The sequence below is a fragment of the Paenibacillus sp. ISL-20 genome (assembly GCF_018613005.1).
In the GTDB taxonomy this organism is placed as follows: domain Bacteria; phylum Bacillota; class Bacilli; order Paenibacillales; family Paenibacillaceae; genus Paenibacillus_AQ.
The window spans coordinates 1-24,483 of sequence record NZ_JAGGRD010000042.1 but is presented as its reverse complement, the minus strand read 5'-3'; the positions used below and the strand labels follow the sequence as shown (position 1 = coordinate 24,483).

General features: G+C 49.6%; 21 protein-coding genes. 15 read left to right on the top strand and 6 right to left on the bottom strand.

What is annotated here, in order from left to right; genetic code table 11:
• Positions 1 to 245: 245 nt before the first annotated feature.
• The 5 genes from J7E85_RS23835 to J7E85_RS23815 all read left to right on the top strand — a co-directional run bounded on the left by J7E85_RS23835 (position 246) and on the right by J7E85_RS23815 (position 6,815).
• Positions 246 to 1,604, top strand: coding sequence for an FAD-dependent oxidoreductase (locus tag J7E85_RS23835; RefSeq protein WP_215162177.1), 1,359 nt, complete (start codon positions 246 to 248; stop codon positions 1,602 to 1,604).
• 46 nt (positions 1,605 to 1,650) lie between these two features.
• On the top strand, positions 1,651 to 2,943 hold the full coding sequence (locus J7E85_RS23830; protein ID WP_353049552.1) for a citrate transporter: 1,293 nt from the start codon (positions 1,651 to 1,653) through the stop codon (positions 2,941 to 2,943).
• Between the two features lie 61 nt (positions 2,944 to 3,004).
• Entirely contained in the window at positions 3,005 to 5,152 is a 2,148-nt protein-coding gene (locus J7E85_RS23825) for a hydantoinase/oxoprolinase family protein (protein WP_215162175.1), read from the top strand.
• Between the two features lie 12 nt (positions 5,153 to 5,164).
• Positions 5,165 to 5,860 (top strand): hypothetical protein, encoded by a 696-nt coding sequence (locus J7E85_RS23820; protein WP_215162173.1) that lies wholly within the window; start codon positions 5,165 to 5,167, stop codon positions 5,858 to 5,860.
• A 94-nt stretch (positions 5,861 to 5,954) separates the two neighbouring features.
• Positions 5,955 to 6,815, top strand: a complete 861-nt coding sequence (locus J7E85_RS23815; protein ID WP_215162170.1) for a MurR/RpiR family transcriptional regulator — start codon at positions 5,955 to 5,957, stop codon at positions 6,813 to 6,815.
• Between the two features lie 328 nt (positions 6,816 to 7,143).
• Here the strand turns inward: J7E85_RS23815 and J7E85_RS23810 are convergent, their stop codons facing one another.
• Positions 7,144 to 8,061, bottom strand: coding sequence for an ArsR/SmtB family transcription factor (locus J7E85_RS23810; protein ID WP_215162168.1), 918 nt, complete (start codon positions 8,059 to 8,061; stop codon positions 7,144 to 7,146).
• Positions 8,062 to 8,494: 433 nt separating this feature from the next.
• On the opposite strand from J7E85_RS23810, the gene arfA reads away from it, so the two are divergent.
• From arfA to J7E85_RS23785, 5 genes are all read left to right on the top strand, one after another.
• Positions 8,495 to 9,982 carry an arabinosylfuranosidase ArfA gene (arfA, locus tag J7E85_RS23805; protein WP_215162335.1) on the top strand — a complete coding sequence of 496 codons (1,488 nt, stop codon included), beginning with the start codon at positions 8,495 to 8,497 and terminating at the stop codon, positions 9,980 to 9,982.
• A 162-nt stretch (positions 9,983 to 10,144) separates the two neighbouring features.
• The gene (locus J7E85_RS23800; protein WP_215162166.1) at positions 10,145 to 11,473 is read left to right on the top strand and encodes an ABC transporter substrate-binding protein; all 1,329 of its coding nucleotides are present in this window, start codon (positions 10,145 to 10,147) and stop codon (positions 11,471 to 11,473) included.
• Between the two features lie 78 nt (positions 11,474 to 11,551).
• Positions 11,552 to 12,445: a carbohydrate ABC transporter permease gene (locus tag J7E85_RS23795; protein ID WP_215162164.1), complete on the top strand. Its 894-nt coding sequence runs from the start codon at positions 11,552 to 11,554 to the stop codon at positions 12,443 to 12,445.
• A gap of 2 nt (positions 12,446 to 12,447) precedes the next feature.
• On the top strand, positions 12,448 to 13,281 hold the full coding sequence (locus J7E85_RS23790) for a carbohydrate ABC transporter permease (RefSeq protein ID WP_215162162.1): 834 nt from the start codon (positions 12,448 to 12,450) through the stop codon (positions 13,279 to 13,281).
• A gap of 111 nt (positions 13,282 to 13,392) precedes the next feature.
• Positions 13,393 to 13,608 (top strand): DUF2905 domain-containing protein, encoded by a 216-nt coding sequence (locus J7E85_RS23785; protein ID WP_215162160.1) that lies wholly within the window; start codon positions 13,393 to 13,395, stop codon positions 13,606 to 13,608.
• 183 nt (positions 13,609 to 13,791) lie between these two features.
• On the opposite strand, the gene J7E85_RS23780 is transcribed toward J7E85_RS23785, so the two are convergent.
• The 5 genes from J7E85_RS23780 to J7E85_RS23760 all read right to left on the bottom strand — a co-directional run bounded on the left by J7E85_RS23780 (position 13,792) and on the right by J7E85_RS23760 (position 17,330).
• Positions 13,792 to 14,661 (bottom strand): YitT family protein, encoded by an 870-nt coding sequence (locus J7E85_RS23780; protein ID WP_215162158.1) that lies wholly within the window; start codon positions 14,659 to 14,661, stop codon positions 13,792 to 13,794.
• A gap of 17 nt (positions 14,662 to 14,678) precedes the next feature.
• Entirely contained in the window at positions 14,679 to 15,923 is a 1,245-nt protein-coding gene (locus tag J7E85_RS23775; RefSeq protein WP_215162156.1) for a cation:proton antiporter, read from the bottom strand.
• Between the two features lie 3 nt (positions 15,924 to 15,926).
• Positions 15,927 to 16,418 (bottom strand): cation:proton antiporter regulatory subunit, encoded by a 492-nt coding sequence (locus tag J7E85_RS23770; RefSeq protein ID WP_076320505.1) that lies wholly within the window; start codon positions 16,416 to 16,418, stop codon positions 15,927 to 15,929.
• Positions 16,419 to 16,652: 234 nt separating this feature from the next.
• Positions 16,653 to 16,997, bottom strand: coding sequence for a hypothetical protein (locus tag J7E85_RS23765; protein ID WP_215162154.1), 345 nt, complete (start codon positions 16,995 to 16,997; stop codon positions 16,653 to 16,655).
• Between the two features lie 141 nt (positions 16,998 to 17,138).
• Positions 17,139 to 17,330 carry a hypothetical protein gene (locus J7E85_RS23760; RefSeq protein WP_076320507.1) on the bottom strand — a complete coding sequence of 64 codons (192 nt, stop codon included), beginning with the start codon at positions 17,328 to 17,330 and terminating at the stop codon, positions 17,139 to 17,141.
• Between the two features lie 213 nt (positions 17,331 to 17,543).
• Here J7E85_RS23760 and J7E85_RS23755 point away from each other — a divergent pair, with 213 nt between their 5' ends.
• From J7E85_RS23755 to J7E85_RS23735, 5 genes are all read left to right on the top strand, one after another.
• Positions 17,544 to 18,167, top strand: a complete 624-nt coding sequence (locus tag J7E85_RS23755; protein WP_215162152.1) for a stalk domain-containing protein — start codon at positions 17,544 to 17,546, stop codon at positions 18,165 to 18,167.
• A gap of 51 nt (positions 18,168 to 18,218) precedes the next feature.
• A complete protein-coding gene (locus tag J7E85_RS23750) occupies positions 18,219 to 18,650 on the top strand; it encodes a zinc ribbon domain-containing protein (protein WP_215162150.1) in 432 nt (143 codons plus the stop codon).
• A gap of 233 nt (positions 18,651 to 18,883) precedes the next feature.
• Positions 18,884 to 20,443: an extracellular solute-binding protein gene (locus J7E85_RS23745; protein ID WP_215162148.1), complete on the top strand. Its 1,560-nt coding sequence runs from the start codon at positions 18,884 to 18,886 to the stop codon at positions 20,441 to 20,443.
• Positions 20,444 to 20,472: 29 nt separating this feature from the next.
• Positions 20,473 to 22,263 (top strand): sensor histidine kinase, encoded by a 1,791-nt coding sequence (locus J7E85_RS23740; RefSeq protein WP_215162146.1) that lies wholly within the window; start codon positions 20,473 to 20,475, stop codon positions 22,261 to 22,263.
• 37 nt (positions 22,264 to 22,300) lie between these two features.
• The gene (locus tag J7E85_RS23735) at positions 22,301 to 23,911 is read left to right on the top strand and encodes a response regulator transcription factor (protein WP_215162144.1); all 1,611 of its coding nucleotides are present in this window, start codon (positions 22,301 to 22,303) and stop codon (positions 23,909 to 23,911) included.
• Positions 23,912 to 24,483: the final 572 nt, after the last annotated feature.

Below are 24,483 nucleotides of genomic sequence, written 5' to 3'. Positions count from 1 at the left end.
TTTGTGTTTTGAAATTCAGTATATTATTTTGGACGCGCGGAGCAGATCGCCGGAGAAAATTTCGGTGATTTTTTATTGTATATGCCGAAACAGATAGAATAAGAACACTTAGAAAATAATAAACATAATTTACGGATATATAGAAAATTATTTTCTTGTAAGCATTTACATTTAACTTTTTGTTTGATAGGCTATGGATAAAGCAGCAAATCATACATCACTAAATCAGAAGGAGCGAGGATGATATGGGAAACAGGCTGAAGTATGATGTGGTGGTCATGGGCGGCGGCATATCGGGAGCAATGGCAGCCGTTGCGGCATCGAGTTTAGGGGTGAAAACGCTGATCGTAGAGTCCCATGGGTTTCTGGGCGGGACACTTACTGCGAATGGGGTAGGGCCGATGATGACATTCCATGCGGGAGAGAAGCTTGCCATTCAAGGGTTTACAGATCAGCTGATTGAACGGCTGAAGAAGCAGGGCAAGTCGCCGGGGCATATTTTCGATACGGTTGGCTTTACGTATTCGGTTACCCCGTTCGATGCCGAAGCGATGAAGCATGAGCTGGAGCTGATGGTCACCGAGAGCGGAGGGGAGATTCTGTATCATACGATGCTGGCTGGCGTGAAGACCGAGGGCGGACGAATTGTCAGCATCACAGTATGCAATAAATCAGGTTTGAGCGACATCGAGGCCTCCGTGTTCATCGACGGGACGGGAGACGGCGATTTGTCCGTCGGGGCGGGAGCCGAGTTCACTAAGGGCAGGGAGTCCGACGGGGCCATGCAGCCGATGACATTGAAGATGAAGATGTACAACGTCGATATTCCGAAGGTAAAACAATATATTCACGCCCACCCGGAAGACTTTCCACTGTATCAGGGCGACACGTCCATCATTGAGAAGGCGCCTCGCTTGTCGGTAGGCGGGTTCGACAGTCTGTTCAAGCTGGCGAAGGAGAGGGGCGAGATCTCGATTCCGCGAGAGAATGTGCTATTCTTCGAGACCAACAACCCGGGCGAGGTCATCCTGAATACGACCCGGATCCTCGGTCATGATCCGACGGATGCGTTCAGTCTGAGCAAGGCGGAGATGGAAGGGCGGAAGCAGTGCCGCGAGCTAGAGCTGTTCATGCGCAAGTATATTCCGGGCTTTGAGCATGCGGTCGTGGAATCGACCGGCCCGAATATTGGCATTCGGGGATCCCGCCAGATTAAGGGCGTGTACACGCTGACGGCCGATGATTTGCTGGAACAGCGGCTGTTCGAAGATACGATCGCGCATTCTGGCTACCCGATCGATATCCATAGTCCGGACGGAGAAGGTACGAAGCATCAGAAGCTGGAATGGGGCGGTATGTACAGCATTCCTTACTCCTGTATGGTCACGGATTCTGTGCAGAACCTGATCGTCATCGGCCGATGCATTTCGGCCACCTTCGAAGCGCAGGCAGCGATGCGGACGACACCGACGACGGGGGCGATCGGCCATGCCGGCGGGGTAGCATCCGCGTTGGCCGCGAAGAAAGGCATTCGCGTCCGGGATGTGGACATCAAGGAAGTGCAGTCCGTGCTGAAAGCACAGGGCGCTTATTTAGAAATATAGATGAAGATTAGCCTATTGAGAACTTGATTCGAGAGGAGAATACAACGTGACATCTTTCATGTGGGTTCAAGCCATCGGCATCTTACTTGTTTTTCTTGTGTTTGTCGGGTTAATGATGACCCGGAAGCTTCCGACCATTCTGGCCCTGCCCTTGATGGCGATTCTGTTTGCCGTCATTGCCGGCGTGCCGTGGATGTCGAACGATCCCGAGACGACCACGATTGCCAAGACGATTCTCTCATCCGGCTCGATGAGGTTATCGGGCGCCATCGCGGGCTTGGTGTTCGGGGCCTGGTTCGGACAAATTTTGAATAAAGTCGGCATTACCAAGTCGATTATTCGAAAAGCGGCCGAGCTTGCAGGTGACAAGCCGATGCTGATTGCGGTCCTGTTTTTCGCAACCGCATCCATTATCTTCTCGGCGGCCGGCGGACTGGGTATGGTCATCCTAGTTGGTACGATCGTCATTCCAATTATGCTGACGGCGGGCATCTCCCAGTTTGTCGCATCCATCGTCGTTATTTCCGCCGTCGGCGTCGGCGCGCTGTTCAACGTCTCCAACTGGGCCGTTTATGTCGATGTGCTGGGCCTCCCGGTTCAGACGATTGCGGATTATACGCTGGTCGCCGCTCTGCCGCTCATTGTTGTGTCGCTCGGGATGATTATATTCTACATCCGGCGGGACGGCAAAGGCCGCAAAGCATGGGCGATGCCGACGGCATCCGGAGGAGAAGGCAAAAAAGTGCCTGCTTTTGCCCTCATCAGCCCGCTTGTGCCGGTCATTCTCGTCTTTGCATTCAAGCTCGACATTGTCCCGGCGGTGGTCATCGGCGCGTTGGTTACGATACTGCTGACCTGGCCGAAGCGGCCGATTCATGTCCTGTCCAGTGCGCTGGTGGAAGGGATTCAGGACGTTGCCGGCGCGATGGCGCTCATGATCGGCATCGGCATTTTGTTGAATTCCGTTATGGCGCCACAGGTGTCGGCACTGATCAGCCCGTTGATTGAAGCTGTGCTACCGACCAACCCGTTGATGTACATTCTGTTCTTTACGTTGCTATCTCCGCTCGCCATCTACCGCGGGCCGCTGAACGTATGGGGCCTTGGCAGCGGTATTGCCGCTCTGTTCGTGTCGGCGGGTATGACCCCGGTCGCGGCGATGCTGGCGCTGCGCGTCGTCAGCAACGTGCAGGCCGTATCCGACCCGACCAACTCGCATAATGTGTGGGTCGCGGATTTTACGAAGAGCGACATTAACGATATTTTGAAAAAGACGCTTCCTTGGATGATGGTTGCGGTGCTGATTTCGATGGTGTTGGGTTCATTCATGGTCTTTTAGAAGCAGATAGAATCCGGGCGGAGACTTACGAGTGTCTGCCCGTTGTCGCAGGAGGAGAACGATGGAGAGAAGAAAAGTAAGGGTCGGGATTGATGTCGGAGGCACCTTCACAGATGCGGCCGTCATTGACAATGAGACGTACGAGGTTATCGGGAAGATGAAAATTCCGACGACACATCATGACGAGGATGGCGTGGCAAAAGGGATTGTACAAATATTGAAGCGGATTTTGGAGAGCGAGGGCATTGCTCCGGATGATGTGACCTTTATCGCCCACGGGACAACGCAAGCGACGAACGCCTTGCTGGAGGGGGATGTGGCCCGTGTCGGCATTATCGGCATGGGTTCCGGACTTGACGGCATGAGCGCGCGCTCGGAGTCGAATCCCGGGGACATTGAGCTGGCGCCGGGCAAATATTTGAAGACGTACCATACGTACCTCGATTCCAAAAATTTGCGGGATGAGGTTATCGAAGCGGCGATTGACGAGCTTGCGCGACAGGGGGCGGAAGTGATCGTCGCTTCCGAGGCGTACAGCGTTGATGATCCGGCCAATGAGCTTCGTGTCGTCGAGATAGCGAGCCGCAAAGGCATGTATGCTACCGGCGGGCATGAAATTTCCCAGTTGTATGGACTCAAGACACGGACAAGAACAGCGGTCGTGAATGCATCTCTCATTCCGAAAATGATGGAAACGGCGAACATGACGGAGAAATCCGTCAAACATGCGAATATTCAATCCCAGCTCATGATTATGCGCTGCGACGGCGGCGTTATGAGTATCGACGAGGTGCGAAAACGTCCGATATTGACGATGCTGTCGGGACTTGCCGCCGGTGTTGCCGGTGTGCTGATGTATGAAAAGGTGTCGGACGGCATCTTTTTCGAGGTCGGCGGCACAAGCGTCGATATTTCCGTCATCAAAAACGGGAAGGTCATGATCAAGAATGCCCAAGTCGGCGGCCACCGGACTTATTTGCAGTCCTTGGATGTCCGGACGCTTGGCATTGCCGGCGGAAGCATGATTAAGGTGGCGAACGGGAACATCATCGATGTCGGCCCGCGAAGCGCCCATATTGCGGGCCAGGAATACGAGGCGTTCGCCGGGGCGGAGCAGATCGTCAATCCGAAGGTCAAGTTCGTCAGCCCGCGGGAAGGGGATCCGGCCGAATATATTATTTTGGAGAGTGAGACCGGCAAGGAATTCTCCTACACACTGGCCGGCGCGGCCAACATTCTCGGCTATATTCCGGAGGGCGATTACGCGCGAGGGAACAAGGAAGCGGCCGTGCGGGCATGGGAAGCCCTTGCTGACCATGTAGGCCTGAGCATCGAGGAGGCCGCCAGACAGGTTATGAATATCGCGATTGATAAGACGATGAAGACCGTCAATGAGATGATCGAAGACTATGAGCTGGATCGCTCGTTTGTGACGTTGGTCGGCGGCGGAGGCAGCGGGGCCGTGCTCGTTCCGGCGATGGCGGAACGGGAGCAGTTCCGCTTCCAGATCGCGAATAATGCGCCTTATGTATCGACCATAGGCGTCGCCCTTGCGATGGTGAAGGAGCAGTTGGAGAGAACCGTCGTGAATCCGACGGAAGAGGATATCAAGCGCATTCGGTCCGAGATCGTCGAGCGCATCGTCAAATCCGGCGCCAGTGAGGATACGGTCGAGGTAACGATCGAGATTGATAGCCAGAAAAATATTTTGCGGGCAGTCGCTACCGGCTCGACAGAGCTTCGCTCCAAAGATCTGGGTCAGCAAGCGCTGTCTGTCGAGGAGATGGCCGCCATAGCCGCTAGCTCAGTCGATCAACCGGCGGCCAGCATGATGCTGGCGTCCCAGTGCGGCCGATGGAGCCTATTCGCCTGCGAGGAGACGAAGAAATCATTTTTCGGACTGATCAAGAAGAAAACGACCTATGTGAGCGTGCTCGATCGGGAAGGCGTCGTTCGGTTCAAGAAGGGGAACGTCCACTTCGCGAAGCTGACCAAGGCTCAGTTCGGGGACCGATTACAAGATTTTTTGGATGACAATACGATCTACTCCGATGCAAACGCGACGATCCCGAAGGTATTTGTCTTTTATCGGGAGAAGATGCTCGATTTGACCGGAATGCAGACGAAGGAGCAGTTGATGTCGATTCTCGAGATCGAGACGGAGATGCTGACACAGGAAGAAGAATTGATCGCCGTTGTTTATCAGTAAGGAGGGGAAGGTATGCCGGAGCCGGACGAGGTTATTCGCCGATTGATGGAAGAGGAAGGGGCTGATGAGTTGCTGGCGTGCGCGGAGCTGGAGCAGGACCCTCTTTTCCACAAAATACCGAAGGATCGAATAGCGTACTATGTAAGCATGTCACTTAAACGGGGCAGAGAGACGGCGGCTGGCTATAAGAACAAAGGCAAGTCCATCCGGGAGCTGTGTCAGATGGAAGGCTTACAGTATCAAGTGACGAATCGGTCCGGCACTTTCCACAACGTCAGCTTCCGCGCGCAGATTGATTTCGCGAAGAGCCCGCCGGCGATTATCATCTATGCCTCGTCGCTCCGCGATATGCGGCAGGCGTACCGGATGGTGATGGTGAATGGATGCGAGGAGCGGGAACAGGAGCTGGAGCGGCTGATCGACCTTCATTTAGCACATGAGTTTTTTCATTATACGGAATACCGGGCGGGGCAGTTCACGAATGAGACGCTGGAGCCGATTGATATGTTCAAGCTGGGAAGCTGGTATACGAAGAGGTCAAGCATTGTGAAATGCAGTGAAATCGCGGCGCATGCATTCTGCAAAACGATACTGGGCCTGCCCTGCTTGCCGAATGTGCTCGATTACGCGTTTCTTGTAGAGACGAGGGCGATGGATGCAGGTGAGCTTAGCCGGCGGGTGGAATATTGGAAGATGATGTTGGCCTGATTTTATCATTACTTTCCTTGATATGATATAATGGGGTGTACTGGCGAAGTTACCGGATTCGCATTTTTCCCATTGGCAGTCAGGAGGAGGTACCATGTCTTCACAGGTTCCGGCGGTTATCGCAAAAATTGTATCGCAAACTCAAAAACTAACATACGGTGAAAATCAGATCGCCAATTTTGTTATACACAATCCGGAATTCATCACCCGTAACACCATTACGGCTATCGCGAATGAAATCGGTGTGTCCGAGACAAGCATCAACCGTTTTTGCAAAAAGGTGGGCTTCAAAGGATTCAACGATTTTAAAATCGCGTTCGCCCAGGATGCGTTTTACCGGGATATGCAGGCCAAGAAGAAAGAGAGACGCGAGATTAACGTCATTGATGCGCTGGCTCTCGACTATAACGAACTGATCGTTAACACTTCGGCGCTCATTACGGAAGATCAGCTTCATCAAGTGGTCAAGCTGCTGAAGAGCGCGCGCCGAATCCTCCTCATCGGCTTGTTCGATTCGTTCCTCGCGGCCATGGCATTGAAGAACCGGCTCGCGATTATCGGCGTTCATGCTGATGCAATCAATGACAGCAGGGAGATGAAAATCGCGGCCTCCCAATGCGGTCCTGAGGATGTCGTAATTGCCTTCTCGCGTTCAGGTTCGACCCGGGAGATTATCGATGCCGTCAACATCGCGCAGGTCAATCAGGCCAAGACCGTGGCGGTCACCTGTTACGACTCATCAGCGATTACAGAAAATGCGGTGGTCGATATTATTGCGCCGGATAAAATCTCAGTCAATAACAGCGCTTTTATGTCCAACCATATCACGTTTCTGTTTGTCGTCGATCTCATTATGAGCGTTTTCATTTCATCGGATAAGCAGTATTTGAAGAAAAAGCTGGACAGCGAAGGAATATTGGCAAGCGATCAATCGATAACGAATTATTTTCTGTGATTGTAGAAACAAAACGCTCTTGTCGCGCAAATGCGCGGCGGGGGCGTTTTTTAATGCTGCTTATGACTTGATTGTTTTCCGCTTCCAACAATTTCGGTCAATTCGCGGGCAGCAACTACGTCTAAGTTCAGGTGCTGGAAGTCATCGACAATCACTATATCATGAAGCCGAGACGAGCGGTCCGTTAAATATTCAGCATGTCCGCACAAACAGCAGGAGCAGGGTGTCCCTGCTCCTGCTGTTTTCCATACTTTAGTGGATAAACGTATCAAACCAATGCAGATGTTAACCTACTATAGTGATTCTAATTCACCCTTCATTCGACTCTCTAGCCTTCCTTCACATCATACAGTACGCGAGCCAACAGGTCCTGGCTATAGTTGCCGAAATGCTTGCCGTAAATGGTTAAGCCGCGTTTATTAACAGATTGTTCGTTAACGGCGATCCTGAAGGTGAGCTCGCTTTTGTAATCAAGCTGAATCTGGTCCAGACCAACATCCGAGATGCGGCATCCATCGATAAAGCTGCCTTCCTTATTAATTCGGATTAGCTTCAGCATGCCGTATTGGTTCAAATGAGGCGGCCACCATTCGGGGTTGAAAGTACCGCGTTTGTCCCCGAAATCCCCCGGACTTGTCCAGCTGCCAATCTCGATCCCGTTTACGTAAAAGAAAATGTCCGATGGATAATTGTCGCAATATCCCGGCGCCTCGGAGCCAAGCTCTAACGAGAATTGAATCTCGCGGAACGATTGATTGGACTTCAAATAATTCGGGATCCGGTATTCCAGGAACCCTTCGGTAAGCCAGATGATCTCCGAGTTGATCCGCTCCGGATCGGCGAAATAGCGCGGATCGTCAAAATCTCCGATGATGCTGTCCTTGGTGGCAAGCCCGCAGGTCGGGGTTGCCTGGTAATCGCTGTAATGGCCAACCTGAATTTCCACCTCGTATAAGTTATCCATATCCTTGCTGCGAAGATCAACCATCAGGGTGTCTTTATTCAGGTAACAGATCTTCTGAATGCCGTGTTTACCACCCGTGGTATTAATTTCGATCAGGCCACTATCTTCCAATTTCTTGATATGCATGGTAATAGCGCCATTGCTGAGGTTCAGCCTGTTCGCAAGATCGTTTAAGTTTAGACTTTGGTTCTTGGCTAGAAGCTCCAGAATTTGAATGCGAATTTCCGAGCTGAGCGCTTTAAAGATATCAAGCCCGCTCATTAAATCTTTAATGTAGATCATCTTATCTCAAACCTTCTTCCGATTAAAGGATTTATATAACGATGGTAATAGGTACAGAGGGGTAAAGAGGTTTATTTTAAACAATTATAAATCAATATGTGCGTTAAATAAAGATGTGATCTAATTCTTCAAAAATTTCATTAGAAAACCAAGAGTTCCAATACTGAAAAACATTTTATTTCAAGTTATTATAAAAATAATAATTCAAAACACAAAAGGAATCAGTGTTTCACGCCGCCATTTAGCTGATTTTTAGATAATTAATTAATTCATTTCTAATATATATAAATCATTTTATGTTTGTGTATTTACAGCGAACCTCTCATATGATATTTTATATTCGAAAACGAATTCATTCAATATTATTTGAATTGTTTCATAATTATATCAACGGAAGGTGAAGGACTTGGCAGCTGAGAAATTGAAAGCACGTATGATCGTGGATAAGTCGTTTCGGATCGCGCAAGTTGATAACCGCATATATGGTTCGTTCATTGAACATCTTGGCCGCGCTGTATATGGCGGCATTTACGAACCCGGCCATGAAACTGCGGATGCAGGTGGTTTTCGTAACGACGTGAAGGATTTGATCAAGGAACTGGATGTCCCGATTATAAGATATCCCGGCGGAAATTTTGTGTCAGGTTATAACTGGGAAGATGGCGTAGGTCCTGTAGCCGAACGACCGAAACGGTTGGAGCTGGCCTGGAGGACGCTGGAGCCAAACGATGTCGGCACGAATGAGTTTATTTCCTGGGCCAAGGAAGTGGGCTCAGATGTTATGATGGCCGTGAACCTGGGTACTCGGGGGATCGACGCCGCCACAAATCTGCTGGAGTACACCAATCATCCCGGAGGCACATACTGGAGCGATCTAAGACGCAGTCATGGTTATGAACAGCCGCATAAGATCAAAACCTGGTGCCTTGGCAATGAGATGGATGGACCTTGGCAGATTGGACACAAGACCTCGACAGAATACGGCCGACTTGCACTGGAAACGGCAAAAGCCATGCGGCTCGTCGACCCGACCATTGAACTGGTTTCATGCGGAAGCTCGAGCACGGGGATGCCGACATTCCCTGAATGGGAAGCCGTGACGCTGGATCATACGTACGAGGCGGTTGATTACATATCGCTGCATCAATATTACGGTAACCGTGATAACGATACCGCCAACTATCTGGCTCTTTCCCTGGATATGGATCACTTTATTCATACGGTCAAATCCACCTGCGATTACATCAAGGCCAAGAAACGCAGCAAAAAGACGATGTATCTCAGCTTCGACGAGTGGAATGTCTGGTACCATTCTAATGACGCCGACAGGCAGATTGATCCATGGAGCATCGCTCCGCCTCAACTGGAGGATGTGTATAATTTCGAGGATGCGATTCTTGTCGGCAGCATGCTGATCACCTTTCTGCGCCACGCAGACCGGGTGAAGATGGCTTGCCTGGCACAACTCGTCAACGTAATCGCACCGATTATGACCGAGAACGGCGGCCGTTCTTGGAAGCAGACCATCTTTTATCCGTATCTTCACGCTTCGAAATTTGGCCGGGGCGTATCGCTGCTGCCTATCGTCGAGTCACCGAAGTATGATTCCAAGGATTTTACCGATGTTCCGTATCTAGATAGTGCGGTCGTTCATAATGAAGAGGATGAAGAAATTACGATTTTTGCCGTGAACCGTCATCTGGAGGAAGCCTTAGAGCTGGAATGTGATGTGCGCAGCTTTGAAGGCTACCGGCTGCTGGAGCATATCGTGATGGAGCATGAGGATCTGAAAGCGGTGAATACCGCATCCGAGGAAAGAGTCAAACCACATCATCAGGGCGGAGCTAAACTCGATAACGGTATGGTTACCGCAAGGCTTACCAAGGCATCATGGAACGTTATTCGCTTGAAAAAAGCTTAAGGAAAAACAGCGGGCAGTTTTCACCAGGAGCTGCCCCATCTCCCAAACAGTCATATCAAATTACACACATTATGAAAGCGCTTCATTTCTGGAGGGGTAGCAGAAGTACCGATTTTTGAAGTGTAGGTTTGTATGAGCGAAAATTAAGGGAGGTCCAGTAAGATGATGAAAAAATGGATGATTGTATTCACGGTATTATGTATGACATTGTTCTTGTGGGGATGCGGTAAATCGAACAATGCCGGCGGTGAAACCTCGGTTCTGGATGGAGGGGCAGGGGAAAGCGCCACGGAGCTGTCTTATTGGACGTTTGTTGAGCTGCACGGACAGCATTTTGAGAAAATGCTGGGCAAGTGGAATGTCGAGAATCCCGAACGCCAGATTAAGCTGAACGTGACGGTCATGCCGTATGACGACATGCATAACAAATTATCCATTGCGGTTCAATCGGGGACAGGGGCACCCGACATTGCGGATATCGAGCTTGGGAAGTTTCCGGATTTTCTGTCCGGCACGCCGCAGCTGGAACCGCTCAATGATGTGATTGATCCATACCGGGACACCATCGTTAAATCCCGAATTGACCTTTACAGCAAGGAAGATGTGAATTACGGCATCCCGACCCATGTAGGTGCATCCGTTGCCTTCTATAATACCGAGATTTTGGAGGAGGCTGGCGTTAACTATCAGGATATCGCGACTTGGGAGGATTTTAAGCAGGCAGGTATCCAGGTGTATGAAAAAACAGGCAAATACATGGGAACAGCCGATACAAGCGCAGCTTGGCAAGCCTCCATGCTATTGGCCCAGCAAGGCGCGGATCTGACGGACGATTCCGGCAATCCGATCGTGAACTCGGAAGCGATGGTGAAAGCCATGACGCTGCTCAAGGACCTGCAGGATAACAATGTCATAGCAACTATTGCTGGCGGCCAGCCTGATACCGAAGAAGCATATGGAGAGTTTAATGCAGGAAATTACGCTACGGCCTTTATGCCGCTGTGGCAAATGTCCAGATACACCAACTACATGTCCGACTTGTCAGGTAAAATAGCCATCGCGCCTATTCCGGTCATTGAAGAAGGAATGCCAAGATCGGTTGGCGGCGGCGGCACCGGCACGGTTGTTACCAAGACCGCAAAAGACGTTCAGTTGGCAAAAGACTTTCTGGCATTTGCCAAACTGTCCCTGGATGCCAATAAAGAGATTTGGAACACGCTTGGATTCGATCCGGTCAATATGGACGTTTGGGATATGAAGGATGTTACGCACAATGCCGAGAATCAGTTCGTCAAGTATTTTGTCAATAACCCGTTTGATGTCTTGAATGAGATCCGGGATGAAATCCGGTTAATCCAATCGACCTCCGCATCGCCTACCATCAACAACGTCCTGTGTACAACAACCTTCAATGAGATTTTCGAGGATGGCAAAGACATTACTGAAGCTTTGAACGACGCCCAGAAACAAATCGAACAGGAATTGAAATGACACTCGCTCATAGGGTACCAAAACATAGAGCTGCTCATGGAATCGTTAATGGGCGGCTCTCATTAAAGGAGTAGAATCATGATTAAAAAATTTCTGTACTCGCAAAAGGTTGCTCCTTACGTGTTTGTCCTGCCGTTTATTCTGGTATTCCTCGTATTCTGGGTATTCCCGCTGGGCAGCTCATTCGGCATGAGCTTTCAGAAGACGCAGCTGGGGCAGGAAGCAGATTGGATCGGTTTGGCTAATTACGGAAAGCTGATGGGGGACGGCGTCTTTCTGAAGGCGGTCACGAACAGCGCGATTTACATGATCCTGACGCTCCTTATCCTGATTCCGTTTCCGATGCTGTTCGCGGTATTGATTAACAATAAGTTCATGTGGGGAAGAGAATTTTTTAAATCGTCCTTTTTCTTCCCGGCACTGACGTCGGTTGTTGTCGCAGGCACCATTTTTCGGCTGATGTTCGGCGAGATGGAAGGGTCGCTCATTAACAGTATACTGGGGTGGTTCGGGATCGACCCGGTGAAGTTTCTGAAGGGACAGGTTACCGGGTTTATTGCTCTGGTGGCACTTGCCACATGGCGGTGGACGGGCGTTAATATGCTCTATTTTTTATCCGGGCTCAAAAATATCCCGGGTGAATATTATGAGGCGGCATCCATCGACGGGGCCTCGGCCTTTCAGAAGTTTACCAAAATCACGATGCCTTTGTTAAAGCCAACCACGATATATGTGTTAACGATCAGCATTTATGCGGGGCTTGCCATGTTTATTGAGAGCATGATGCTCTGGAACGGCAACAACTCTCCGAAAAACATCGGCCTCACGATTGTCGGTTATCTGTACCGTCAAGGCATTGAGAAGAACAATCTGGGTTATGCGGCCGCTGTAGGGATCGTGCTGCTGGCGATCACCATGATCATTAATCTGACGCAGCTGAAGCTCTCCGGCATGTTCAAGAAGGAGGATTGAGGATGAGAAGAGAAACGCTGATCAAAATAATCCTCTTCATTTTGTTCTCCATACTGTGCTTTCTGATCCTGGTCCCTTTTTATGCCGTCACCATCGCTTCCTTTAAACCGGGCGAGGATTTGATCCGGTATGGGCTGAATTTGAAATTTGACCTGTCGGTGATGAGTCTAGACAATTTCAACTACCTGTTTACAGGCGATCATTCTTATTTTATGTGGTTTTTTAACTCCTTGCTCCTTACGGTGGTGCAGGTTACGTTAACCCTGCTGGTCAGCGCAACGGTTTCCTATGGGTTTGCAGCCTATGATTTCATCGGCAAAAATTTCCTGTTCATCTGCGTGCTTCTGATTATGATGGTTCCTTTTGAAATTCTTCTTCTTCCGTTATACTCCCTGACGTACAACCTTGGCCTTATGAATTCGTACTCGGCGATTGTGCTGCCGGGGATCGCAAGCGCTGCTACGATCTTTTTCTTCAGGCAGTATTTAAGAGGGGTTCCAAAAGAAATGATTGCGGCAGGGCGGGTGGACGGCGCGACGGAATACGGAATCTATGTGCGGCTGATCTTGCCTGTGATGAAGCCATCCTTCGCTGCCATGGCGATCCTGAACGGCATGAACAGCTGGAACAACTTTCTGTGGCCGTTTATGGTACTCAGCGACGATAGCAAGTATACCCTTCCGATCGGATTAAAGACGCTCTTGACCCCTTACGGGAACAATTATGACTTATTGATTGTCGGCTCCTTCTTCTCGATCATTCCGATCTTTATTTTGTTCATGGCTTTCCAGAAGTATTTTATCGACGGGATGACGGCGGGGGCAGTGAAAGGATGATCGCTCGATCGATAGGAAGGGCCTGACCTTGCATGAGGCATCTCAAATCCTTTATGATACAAGGAAACCTGCGTGTTTCATGTTTTATTTGATGAATGAGGTGACCGTATCGTGCATCCTGTAACTCGGGCTCTATTATGGATTGGCGGCGCTCTGATCGTGATCGGGCTGCTCTGGCCTGTCATTGGACGATTTGTCGGCCGGCTGCCAGGTGACATCGTGGTGGATAAACCCCATGTTAAAGTTTATTTTCCGATCGTAACCTGCCTCGTCATCAGCGTGGTGGGCTCGTTGATTCTGTTTCTGATCCAGCAGTTTCGTAAATAGCAGAGATATCATAAGAAAAACGTCTATCGACGTACTTTCTCAGAAGACAGACCGCGGTTAGGGATGTTTTTCTTGCGACATCAGGAAGGACTAAGCTTCGGAGTTTATACTTTCTGATATCTTAAAAAAACAGGCTGGCTAGGGCAAACCCTTAGCCGGCCTGTTTACATGGAAGAGAGAAGCTTACTTCTGAATGATAGTAATCTCGGCATTCGGATCCAGGCTTCTCACGATGGATTTGAATCTGGGCATCTCCAGAATGTGAACCCGATAGATCAGCTGCGTCGAACCGATGGTGTCACCTTCATACATAGAGTCATCTTTAGCGTCAGCAGTTTGGGATTCATACCCCATGATAGCTTTCATGGTATGCTGGATTTCCACTTCGCTAACGCTGCGAATCCGGACCTCTCGTTTAAGCGGAAGGCTCGAAGTTGTAATACGATCGGTCTCCAGTGCCATGAGACATGCGATCGCAGAGTACATCGCTCGTTCCCAGCCGAGAAGCAGCCCTGCCAATGTCAGTACGCATGTATTGACCATAATATGGATGTACGGCAGCTTCAAGCGGGTTAACAGATGTGATATCTGCTGCGGAATCTTGGGCATTTGGAGTGTGTCCAGGACGACGCCGTAACGAAGGCCGAGGCCGATGCCCAGACCAAGGAAAATGCCGCCGATGCCTGCGCTCCCGATCTTGCTGTCGATGAGAGCGGGAACCGGAAAGAACAGGATCGAGCATACGGAAAAAGTAAGCAGCCCGACGGTGGCAATGACGGCTTTTTCCCGGTTGGCCCGACGGTAGACCAGCAGGAGCAAAGGCAGATTTAATGCAAACAGAAACATGCCTGTATGAAGTCCCGTCAGATGCGAGGCGAGCGCGGAAATTCCCGTTACGCCGCCCGCGATGATGCCGCCGGGAACAAGAAATAAATCCAAACCGAATGCCGCTATCAGGCCTCCGATGGCAGCCATGCTCATTCTTCTTCGTGTACTTGCCTTGCTTACGGTCTCTTGCGGACCGTTCGTTACCCGAACCGGGGCTTGAACCATAGGCAATGTACCCTCCTTTATCCGCTAGCACTTTCATCCTTTAGCTTCGGTTTAACCGGTTTCTTCTCCTTATGATCTTTAAATTTAAATATTTTGTTCAAGAAGTTATACACATGCTTGGACTCCTTGGTAAGCAGCGGTCCGAGTATAGCCAGTATCAGCACATACAAGGCTGCGAACGGCTGGATAAAGGTTGCAAGTCCGCCCGCTTTACCCATATTAGCGAGAATAATGGAGAATTCCCCGCGGGATACGATGGTCAGACCGATATTGGAGGATGCTTTGGAGGACAACCCTGCACTGCGTCCTGCAAGCATACCTGCAATAAAGTTACCAAGGAGCGTGATGATAACGGCGATCAGCGATAACCACACAGCTCCGCCAAGCTCGGAAGGTACAATCGTTAAACCGAAGCTAAAGAAGAATATGGCTCCAAAGAAATCACGGAATGGTAATATCAAATGCTCAATGCGTTCACGATGCTCCGTCTCAGCCAGGACAAGCCCGACGAGCAGAGCGCCGATCGCCTCGGCAACATGAATCGTTTCGGCGAATCCTGCGAGGAGGAACAATGCGCCAAAAACAACCAAGGCAAACAGTTCGTTCGACCGTATATTTAATACCTTATTCAGAAGCGGTACGGCTTTACGGCCAATAATAAGGACAAGCAGCATAAATCCAAGGGCGATTACCGCAGATATCAGTACTCCGCCCAGCGATGATGATCCGCTTAATACGAGGCCGGAGAGAATAGAGATATATACAGCCAGGAACACATCCTCGAACATGATAATACCGAGAATCATTTCAGTTTCGGGATTCGCCGTTCTTTTCAAGTCAACCAGCACCTTGGCTACGATAGCGCTTGAGGAGATAGTGGTAATTCCCGCAACAATGAGTGTTTCCGCGACCGGGAATCCGGAAAAGATCCCGATCATCAGTCCAAGCGTAAAGTTAATGGCAATATAGATGCTGCCACCAACTACGATGGACTTCCCTGATTTAATTAACCGGCCGACCGAGAATTCGAGGCCAAGATAGAACAGAAGGAACAGTACGCCGATGCGACCCATAAAGTCGATGAACGGAGCACTTTCTATAAAACGAAAATCGAATGATCCAAAATGAAAAGCATGAGGCCCTACCGCCATCCCTATCAGAATGTAGAAAGGGACGACGGAAAACCGGAGTTTAGCTGATAGCAACCCCGCCAGGGCGATCAGGAAAATCGCCAGTCCAACTTCTAAAACCAAATGATCCATTCATCAACCACGTCCGTTCATCAAGATTTGTTTAAATAGCCGCTGTTGTTGACGTTCACCAACGACAACGAGTGTCGAGTCCGGTGTAATGATAACGTCAGGTCCGGGATTGATTTGTTTACTGTTTTTATCAACTGTCGCAATGATGGTTGCACCTGAGGCTTGGCGCACGTCCAAATCACCAATCGATTTACCTGCCCCGTAATAGTGGGACTCGATGCGATACCACTCGATAATCAATTCGTCCAGCGCCATGTCGATTGTTTCCAGCGCTTTAGGTTTATAAGTGAGACCGCCAACGATGGCAGCAATTTGGCGAGCCTCATCATCGTCCAAGGAAATCATGGAGATGCTTTCGTCCGGATCGTCATGTTCATAATGGTACATTTCACGGCGGCCGTCGTCATGAATGATAATGACCAGTTTATCGCCACCGCGGGTATCAATTACGAATTTCTTGCCGATTCCGGGCAAATCTGTTTCACGAACATGCATAGGTTAAACTCCTCCTAAAAATACACTTTTAGTTTTTTTTGCAGACCGGTCACACGGATCTCAAAAATATACGCAGCCAAATAAAACAATCCATTCAGGATGAAATTGTACAGTCTTTAATAAACCTACGTGCATACGTCAATTAGCACAGGTTGATTGTATGGTTGCCTGAGAGATGAAAAATTGGCGAATTTAAGAAACCGCAGTCAGTTTGAATGCGAAAAGGGGAGGAATCTAAACGAACTTCGATGTGTATTTAATGGGGAATAATAATAAAAGCCGGAGCCGAAGCGGAATGATCGGCCGATAGGGCAGACGTGTTTTAGGAGCCTGCAGCATGAGAACGGCCGACATCAATAAGAACAGAGGCAAGCTATTGCCGGCTGCCTTAAGTTTGGAGAGAATCTGAGAGTGTTTCAGAACAGCTACTTTCAGATGAAGGTCGTGCTTATAAACATACCGCTCATCGTGGGTTTCGCTGCTGTAATACTCCTGGACGGGAATGTAAAGGGCAAATGCCGTAACCAGAACAAGTACCAGCATCCAAAGAATTTTTGCTGTTTTTAAGAAACGGTTCACGGTGACTCCCCCCTTCGTCCCAAGCTTCTATGTTAATCATAACATAAAAATAATCGTTCTCAAAATGAGAACGATAAATTATTTTTGAACACTTTTACAGATTGATTATATTTTTTACATTATATTGAAGCGAGACTTGTCTTACTTTTTGCGAAGTTTATCGTAATTTTCCGTATCGGGATCGATATCAACTTTCGATGTATCTTTATCTTCCAAAATGCCAAGAACCAGATCATCGAGCTTGTCGGTTGCGGCTTGATCCGGACGATCGGGCTCGGGAATAGGGTCTACGCCGGGGAACTGTCCGTCATATTCAGGTTTCTTTTTGCTCATTAGGGTCTCATTCCTTTCTGGAAATATTTTGGCACAAAAGGTTCCGTTATATGTAACGAATAAACGCGAGGGGTGAAAATGAAACCATGCAAGCGATCATCAGCATGACAATAATCATCCTTCTATGTAATGTATCTCTATATATTCATCTGCTATATAAGAAATATGCTAGAATGTATTGGAGGAATATTATACCAGGGGGTAATTTGAGTTATGAAGAAAAAAATGCTGTGCTGCACCATCGCTTTATTGCTTGTATCAGGCTCGATCGTTTCTGCTCATCCAGGAAGAACGGATGCCAATGGAGGGCATACCTGCCGTACCAATTGCGAACGCTGGGGTCTGTCTTATGGCGAGTATCATTATCATAACGGCGGAGGAAGCTCTTCAAGCAGCAAATCGTCCTCATCCAAGCCTAAAGCCAAATCATCGAAGAATAGCACGACAAAATCCACTGCGCCGAAGCCGGCAGCCCCGGCCTATGCCAAGTCCGGTCTTAAAGTTTACGTGAACGGCAGCGTGGTGAAGTTTGACAGTGAGCCGTTGGTGTATAACAACATCAATCTGGTGCCACTGCGGGAAATCGCTGAAGGAATGGGAGCTGAGGTTAGCTGGAATCGTGAAGCGGCCAGTATTGGTGTACAAAGAGGCAATCACAAGATAACACTCACGATTGGCAGCAAAACCGTCTTTTACAACGGCAAATCGGAAACCGTTGCGGTCGCTCCTAAAGTGATCGACGGCGTGACGTACGTTCCGATTCAGGTGTTTGCAAGGGGCCTGGGTGCTGGCGTGAACTATACCGATCATGATAAAATTCTGAGAATCTCCTTATAGGAATAAAATAAATACAGCTTCAAACGAGTGAACAGAGAGGGGAGAGCATACTTGAGTTTTTTTGATAAATTTAAGGCCGGTGTGTCCGACGCTGGAAACAAAGCCAAAACGCTAGTGGAGATCAATCGGTTAAAGCTGCAGAACAACGGTAAAAAAAGTGACATCGATGAACAGCTTCTGGAAATCGGCAAGGTTGTATTTGCTGCAACCGAAGCTGAGAAGTGGCCGCCTGATCAGGAGAGTATTCAGAGCTACGTGGCCAAGATTCATCAATTGAATTTTGAAATCGAACAAAATCTGCTTCATATCGCCAATCTTACGGATGAGAAGGTATGCAGAGGCTGTGGGAACAGCTCAGCTATGAACGCTAAGTTCTGTGCCCACTGTGGTCGTACGTTCGAAGTGATTCAGGTGGAATCGGAAGAGCAGCGTAAAGAAATTCCGCTTCTGGAAGACGGCAGTGATCAAGAGGAGCCGAAATAGTGTAATAACACGAGCAGTGAAAAGGACGACATGGTCCTTGATGTCAGGATGAATGTTTTTGCTAAAGATAGAGCCGCACCCTGGTTTGGGAATGACCGGGGGCGGCTCTTTTCTTTTTGTCCGGTGTGAAGGAAGCCGCAAATCATTACAGAATGATTATTAAGGTGATCTTACTCACCATAAAATCGTTATATAGTAATATTAGCTTACTTAGCTGGAGGGAGTGAGGACATATGCCGATGAACAAGGCCTGTAATGATGAGTTTTTTCAACATGGGAATCGAAGGGTGTCAAGGCTGCTAAAAGGTAACGTTCTATGGCTTCCCGTCTGTGTATTTCTGATGCTCCTTGCTGCTGGATGTAACATTATGGATCCTTCGGAGGAGGACCATTCGCCGGAGAGTCAACCGAAGAGCGCATCCATCAGCATCGTTATTTCCAGTCTCGGGATGACATTCCCTGCCGGGATGGACGAGAATGACAATCCGTATTTGAATTACATTGAAGAGCGCACGGGGCTTGAGATCGGTGTTAATCTTCCGCCACCTGAAGTTTACAACGAGAAGTTGGATGTCATTATGTCCTCGGGCAACTTGCCGGATATGCTCCATACGTATGAACCGGTGTGGTTCGACAATTATGTCAAGCAAAAGGCATTTATGCCGCTGGATGAGTTAATCGACAAGTATGGTCCCCATCTGAAGGAGAAAATTCCGCCGGAGGTTTGGGATCGGGTTCGATATGGCGGGAAAATCTATGCGGTTCCGAGCTTGAATGAGGTGACTGGGGCAGAGCTGATGTATGTCCGAGAGGATTGGCTTGATCGGCTTGGCCTGGAGCCGCCCGAAACACTGGAGGAATATTACGAAGTCATCCGTGCCTTTACGCTTGATGACCCAGACGGCAACGGCGTACAGGATACGATCGGCCTTACCCTGACATCGAATCTGGGCAGGTCTTCCCCGTTCTTCGGCGCCTTCGGCACGCAGCGGAATACATGGTTTGAACGGGAAGGGCAGCTGGTGAACGGAAGCATTCTGCCTGAAACAAAGGAGACCCTCGCGTTTTTCGCCAAGCTGTATCAGGAGAATCTGCTCGATCGGGAGTTTCCTCTTAACCTGCAAAATAATATGTTTGAAAAAATAGAAAATGGCACGGTGGGCCTGTTCTCTGCAGCATGGTATGACACGCGGGGACCGATTGCGGCTAACATGAGCAAGGATCCGGAGGCAAAATGGATTCCGCTTCCGTATCCCACGGGACCGGACGGACTTCAAGGCGTGGAAGGCAAGGATATTATCCGCGGCTACAACGTCATTCCCGCCGAATCGGAGAAAGCAGCCGAAGTGATTAAGTTTCTGGACTTTATCGCCAGCGACTATAAGACGCTGAAGCTCGGCTTCGAGAACGAAATCTGGCGTTGGGAGGATGGGGCGATTGTTACGGATTTTGCGCTTCACGACAAGCATTTGTACCGTGGCATTTACCAGTCACTTGTTGATGTGCCGGACCAATTGCTGTTTAAGGAACGGCTTGACTCACTAGGCGATTTCAATCTATACAACAACTTGCAAATGATTAACTCGCATATTATTCCAAATGCATTCTATGGCGTTCCCACACCTGCCATGACGAAGTACAGCAATAAGCTTAAAAATCTGGAGGATGTGTTTATGAAGATCATTATGGGGCTGGAACCGCTGGATGCCTTTGATGACTATGTGAAGAGGTGGAAGGAAGAAGGAGGAGATGAAATCACGAAGGAAGTGAATGAATGGTACTCCAAACAATGATGTCGGCTGCCAAGAGAGGGGGGAGTCGAATGATGGCGTTGACTCGCTGGGTCCGGGATCGGTTTTCGCAAAATATTCAAACCCGCTTGACCGGTTATTTTCTGCTGATCCTGCTCCCGCTGGTCATCATCAGCTTGTTTGCGGTGGAACGTTCTCGGGATATTCTCTACGAACAGGCGGTCGAGCGGACAGAGATGGCGCTTTCGTCGGCGATGAACCATTTTGATCTCGCGCTGCAAAATGTGGAGGAAATATCCACCTTGATTGCAAGCGACCCTGGAATGAATGAGCTGCTGAACAAAAACAGTACCAACTTTTCTTCTCAATCGATCGTGGATTTCAGGAATATTTTGGAACAGTTATCGAATTCCGTATCGGTGAACCGGTTTGTATCCCATATTTCGGTGTATCATCAGGCGTCCAATTGGTTTATCTCTACCCATTACGGCGGCAAAAAGCTGACGGGCGAGACGCAGCAAGAATGGCTTGTCGAAGCCGCGCGGCGGAACGGAACGGGGATTTCCTACGTCATGTCGGAAGACCCTGTAGCCAAGGACATCACGTTTGGACAGATGATGAATACGGACAGCGTCTCCTTGATTCGGGCCATGGACCTCTACAACAGCGAACGGCAGTCGAATCTGCTGGTGGTGTCTTTTAACAAGAGCAAGCTGTTAAACATCATTAAGACGCTGCTTCCCTCCGAGAACAGCCGTATCGCCCTGTTGAACGAAAAGGGAGAAGTGGTGGTGGAGACCGGCAGAGTGCATGAGGATAACATTTCTGACAAGGATATGACCGTAACCATTGACTCGGATTACTCCGCATGGCGCCTCGCGTTGGTACAGCCGAAAAGCGAGCTGTACAAAGAGACTGATCAGCTGCGCCTGTTCACGGTTGCGATCATCGGGTTAAGCATCCTGCTGGCCATCATTATTTCATGGGTGGTGTACAGCGGGATTGCATCACCTGTGTTGAAGTTGTCGCGCGGGATGAAGCGGCTCAGCAGCGGGGAGCTGAATATACATGTCGATACCAAGCGGAAGGACGAGTTCGGCTTTCTCATTCAGTCGTTTAATAAGATGGCCGTCGTGCAGAAGCATCTGATCGAGGATCATTACGAGCAGCAGCTGCGATTAACGACGACGGAGCTGAAGTTTCTGCAATCCCAGATCAATCCGCATTTTCTATACAATACACTCGATTCGATCTACTGGACGGCCAAAAACTACGATGCGGATGAGATCAGCGAGATGGTAATGAATCTGTCGAAGTTTTTCCGGTTGAGCCTGGACAAGGGCAGGCAGGTGTTCACGATTGAGGAGAGCATCACCCATTTGCACTACTATCTACGAATTCAGCAGCTTCGTTTCATGGACAATTTCACCGTGGATTATCACATTTCGGAAGAGAGCAGGCATGTCCCGCTCCTCAAGCTGCTTCTTCAGCCATTGGTGGAGAATGCCATCATTCATGGCATGGAGGGTAAATCCTCAGGAGGGAGCCTGGTCATATCCAGTAGAATTGAAAAGGGGCAGACCGTGGTCATCAGCGTACAAGATAACGGGCCGGGGATTAGGGAAGAACGGCTCCGTTATATTCAGCATGAGCTGGAGATGATGGGCTCGCGCAGCGTGCCGGCGTCTTCCCAGGATGAGGAGCATGTGAAGGATCTGTTCGGCCTTCGGAACGTGCTGAGCCGAATGAAGCTGTATTATGGCAGGGAGGCCCAGCTCACGCTTTACAGTGTCTCAGGGGATGGCACAACCGTCACGATTTCCATTCCGCTGGATCGCTGCAAGGAAGTTAACCTGAAGTAGGTACTCATATATAGATGCTCGAAAGGGGAAGACATAAATGAATCTCATGATTGTGGAAGACGAACCCCGGCTGCGTAATGCACTGGCTTACAATATCCCGTGGGACATACATGGAATTGAAGTGGTCGGTATGGCTTCCAATGGCGTCGAGGCGCTTGAGCTTGTGAGTCGGAAGAAACCGGATATTATGCTGATCGATGTGCAGATGCCTGAAATGGATGGACTGACGCTCCTCGGCGAGCTGCGAAGCCGGCAGGACATCAGCCGATTGACAAAAATGATCATTTTGAGCGGACATGATAACTTCGAATTCGCGCAGCTGGCGCTGGAATACGGGGTGTCCAAATATTTACTGAAACCTGCCGGCGAGGAGGATATTCTCGAAGCGGTGCTTGAAGCGAGGCAGCAGCTGCGGGAGGATCTGGAGCAGTGGCAGCGCAAGGCTGCGTTGGAACAGAAATGGAAAGACAATCTCCCGCACCTGCAAAATCTATTTTTTATCCAATGGGTGAGTGGCAAATATACAAAGCAGGATGTTCTTGGCAAGAGCAAGGAATTATATATTCCGTTGAAGGAGGAAGACCGCATCGCGGTAGCCGTGGTGGACCTGGACCCGCTGCCTGAGCATGAGACCCGTTTTCAGCGGGGGGATGTTGAACTGCTGCAGTTCACGATGCAGTGCCTGGCCAAGGAGCTGTTGTCCCATCCTTCTCTCTGGATCACGTCGGATTCCGGAAGTATGCTGCTGATGGTGTTGATCGTGAAAGAAAACCAAGACGCCAAGGAGGCCATGCTGCGGCTGAATGCCGCTGTATCCAAGCTGCTCTCCCAGACGAAGGAAGTGCTGAAAATATCGGCAAGTGCCGGCATCTGTGCTTCGATCGGGGCGATTGAAGATATGAGCCTGCTGTATACGCAAGCCTGCCGGGCACTTCAGGACCGCGTCGTGTACGGACACGACCTCGCGATTCCTTACCGGGAGCAGCTGAGGCGGGATATCCAGGGCGTGATCGTGCAGCAGAATCTGGAGAAGACGCTGGAGATCGCGCTTGAAACCGCGGACGAGACGAAAGCCCTGGAGGCGCTGAAGGGATTATGGGAAGAAGCCTTCTCCAGATCCGAATCCTCGGATGAATTCCATGAGGCGGTTCTATACATGAACAGCTTCTTTACCCGAATGATCCAGAAGCAGGGCTGGACGGTAAAAAAAGTCGTTGGCGAGGATATCGATTTCTTCCAAAACGTCAAGCTGCTAAGCACCAAAATGCAAACCTGGTCGCTCTTGGAGCGCACGGTGAAGCATATCGTTTCCTTTATGAGCGAGCAGCGGAAAACGACAAGCCATCAGGTGGTGAAGGATATTCTGAACCTGCTTGAGGAGGAGATGGATCAGGAAATTACGCTGCATACGGTAGCGGACCGGCTCTATGTCAATTCTTCCTACCTCAGCCGGTTGTTCAAGCAGGAAATGGGGGTTGTCTTCTCGACCTATGTACTGGAACGCAAAATGGAGCGGGCCAAGTCGCTGCTGCAGGAGGGACTTAAGGTGTACGATGCCGCCCGACTGGTTGGGTACCGCGATGTCAGTTATTTTACCAAGGTGTTTCGGAAGTATTGGGGGGTGAATCCGGGGGAGTTTAAGGGATGAGGAAGCGGGAGAGGCTGCAAGGTACTGCTGCACACTCCTGTAAGCCGCTCCGCGGTCGTATCGTTCCTCCAATCGCTGTCGTCGCCGAAAATCCTGGAATGATGGTTACAGCGGAAGAATTTCGGCTCCAAACGCGACCACTATCGTTTTTCCGGAATCGATACGTCCTCTCCGCTGGTCCGCGTGGGTCCAAACCAACCCAAAAGCCTCCCCCCATGAGGGTGGGGGAGGGAGAGATGTGAAAGCTGCTCCGCGGTCGTATCGTTCCTTCAATCGCTGTCGTCGCCGAAATTCCTGGAATTATGGTTACAGCGGAAGAATTTCGGCTCCAAAGGCGACCACTATCGTTTTTCCGGAATCGATACGCCCTCTCCGCTGATCCGCTTGGGTCCAAACCACCCAAAAAGCCTCCCCCCATGAGGTGGGGGAGGGAGAGATGGAGAAAGCCACTTCACGGTCGTATCGTTCCTCCAATCGCTGATATGAACGAGACCTGTCAAATAGCAGTTTGTAACTCCCTTGTTTTTCCCAATCCCCCTTTATACAAGAGAGGTGTAAAAACTGAACTAGAA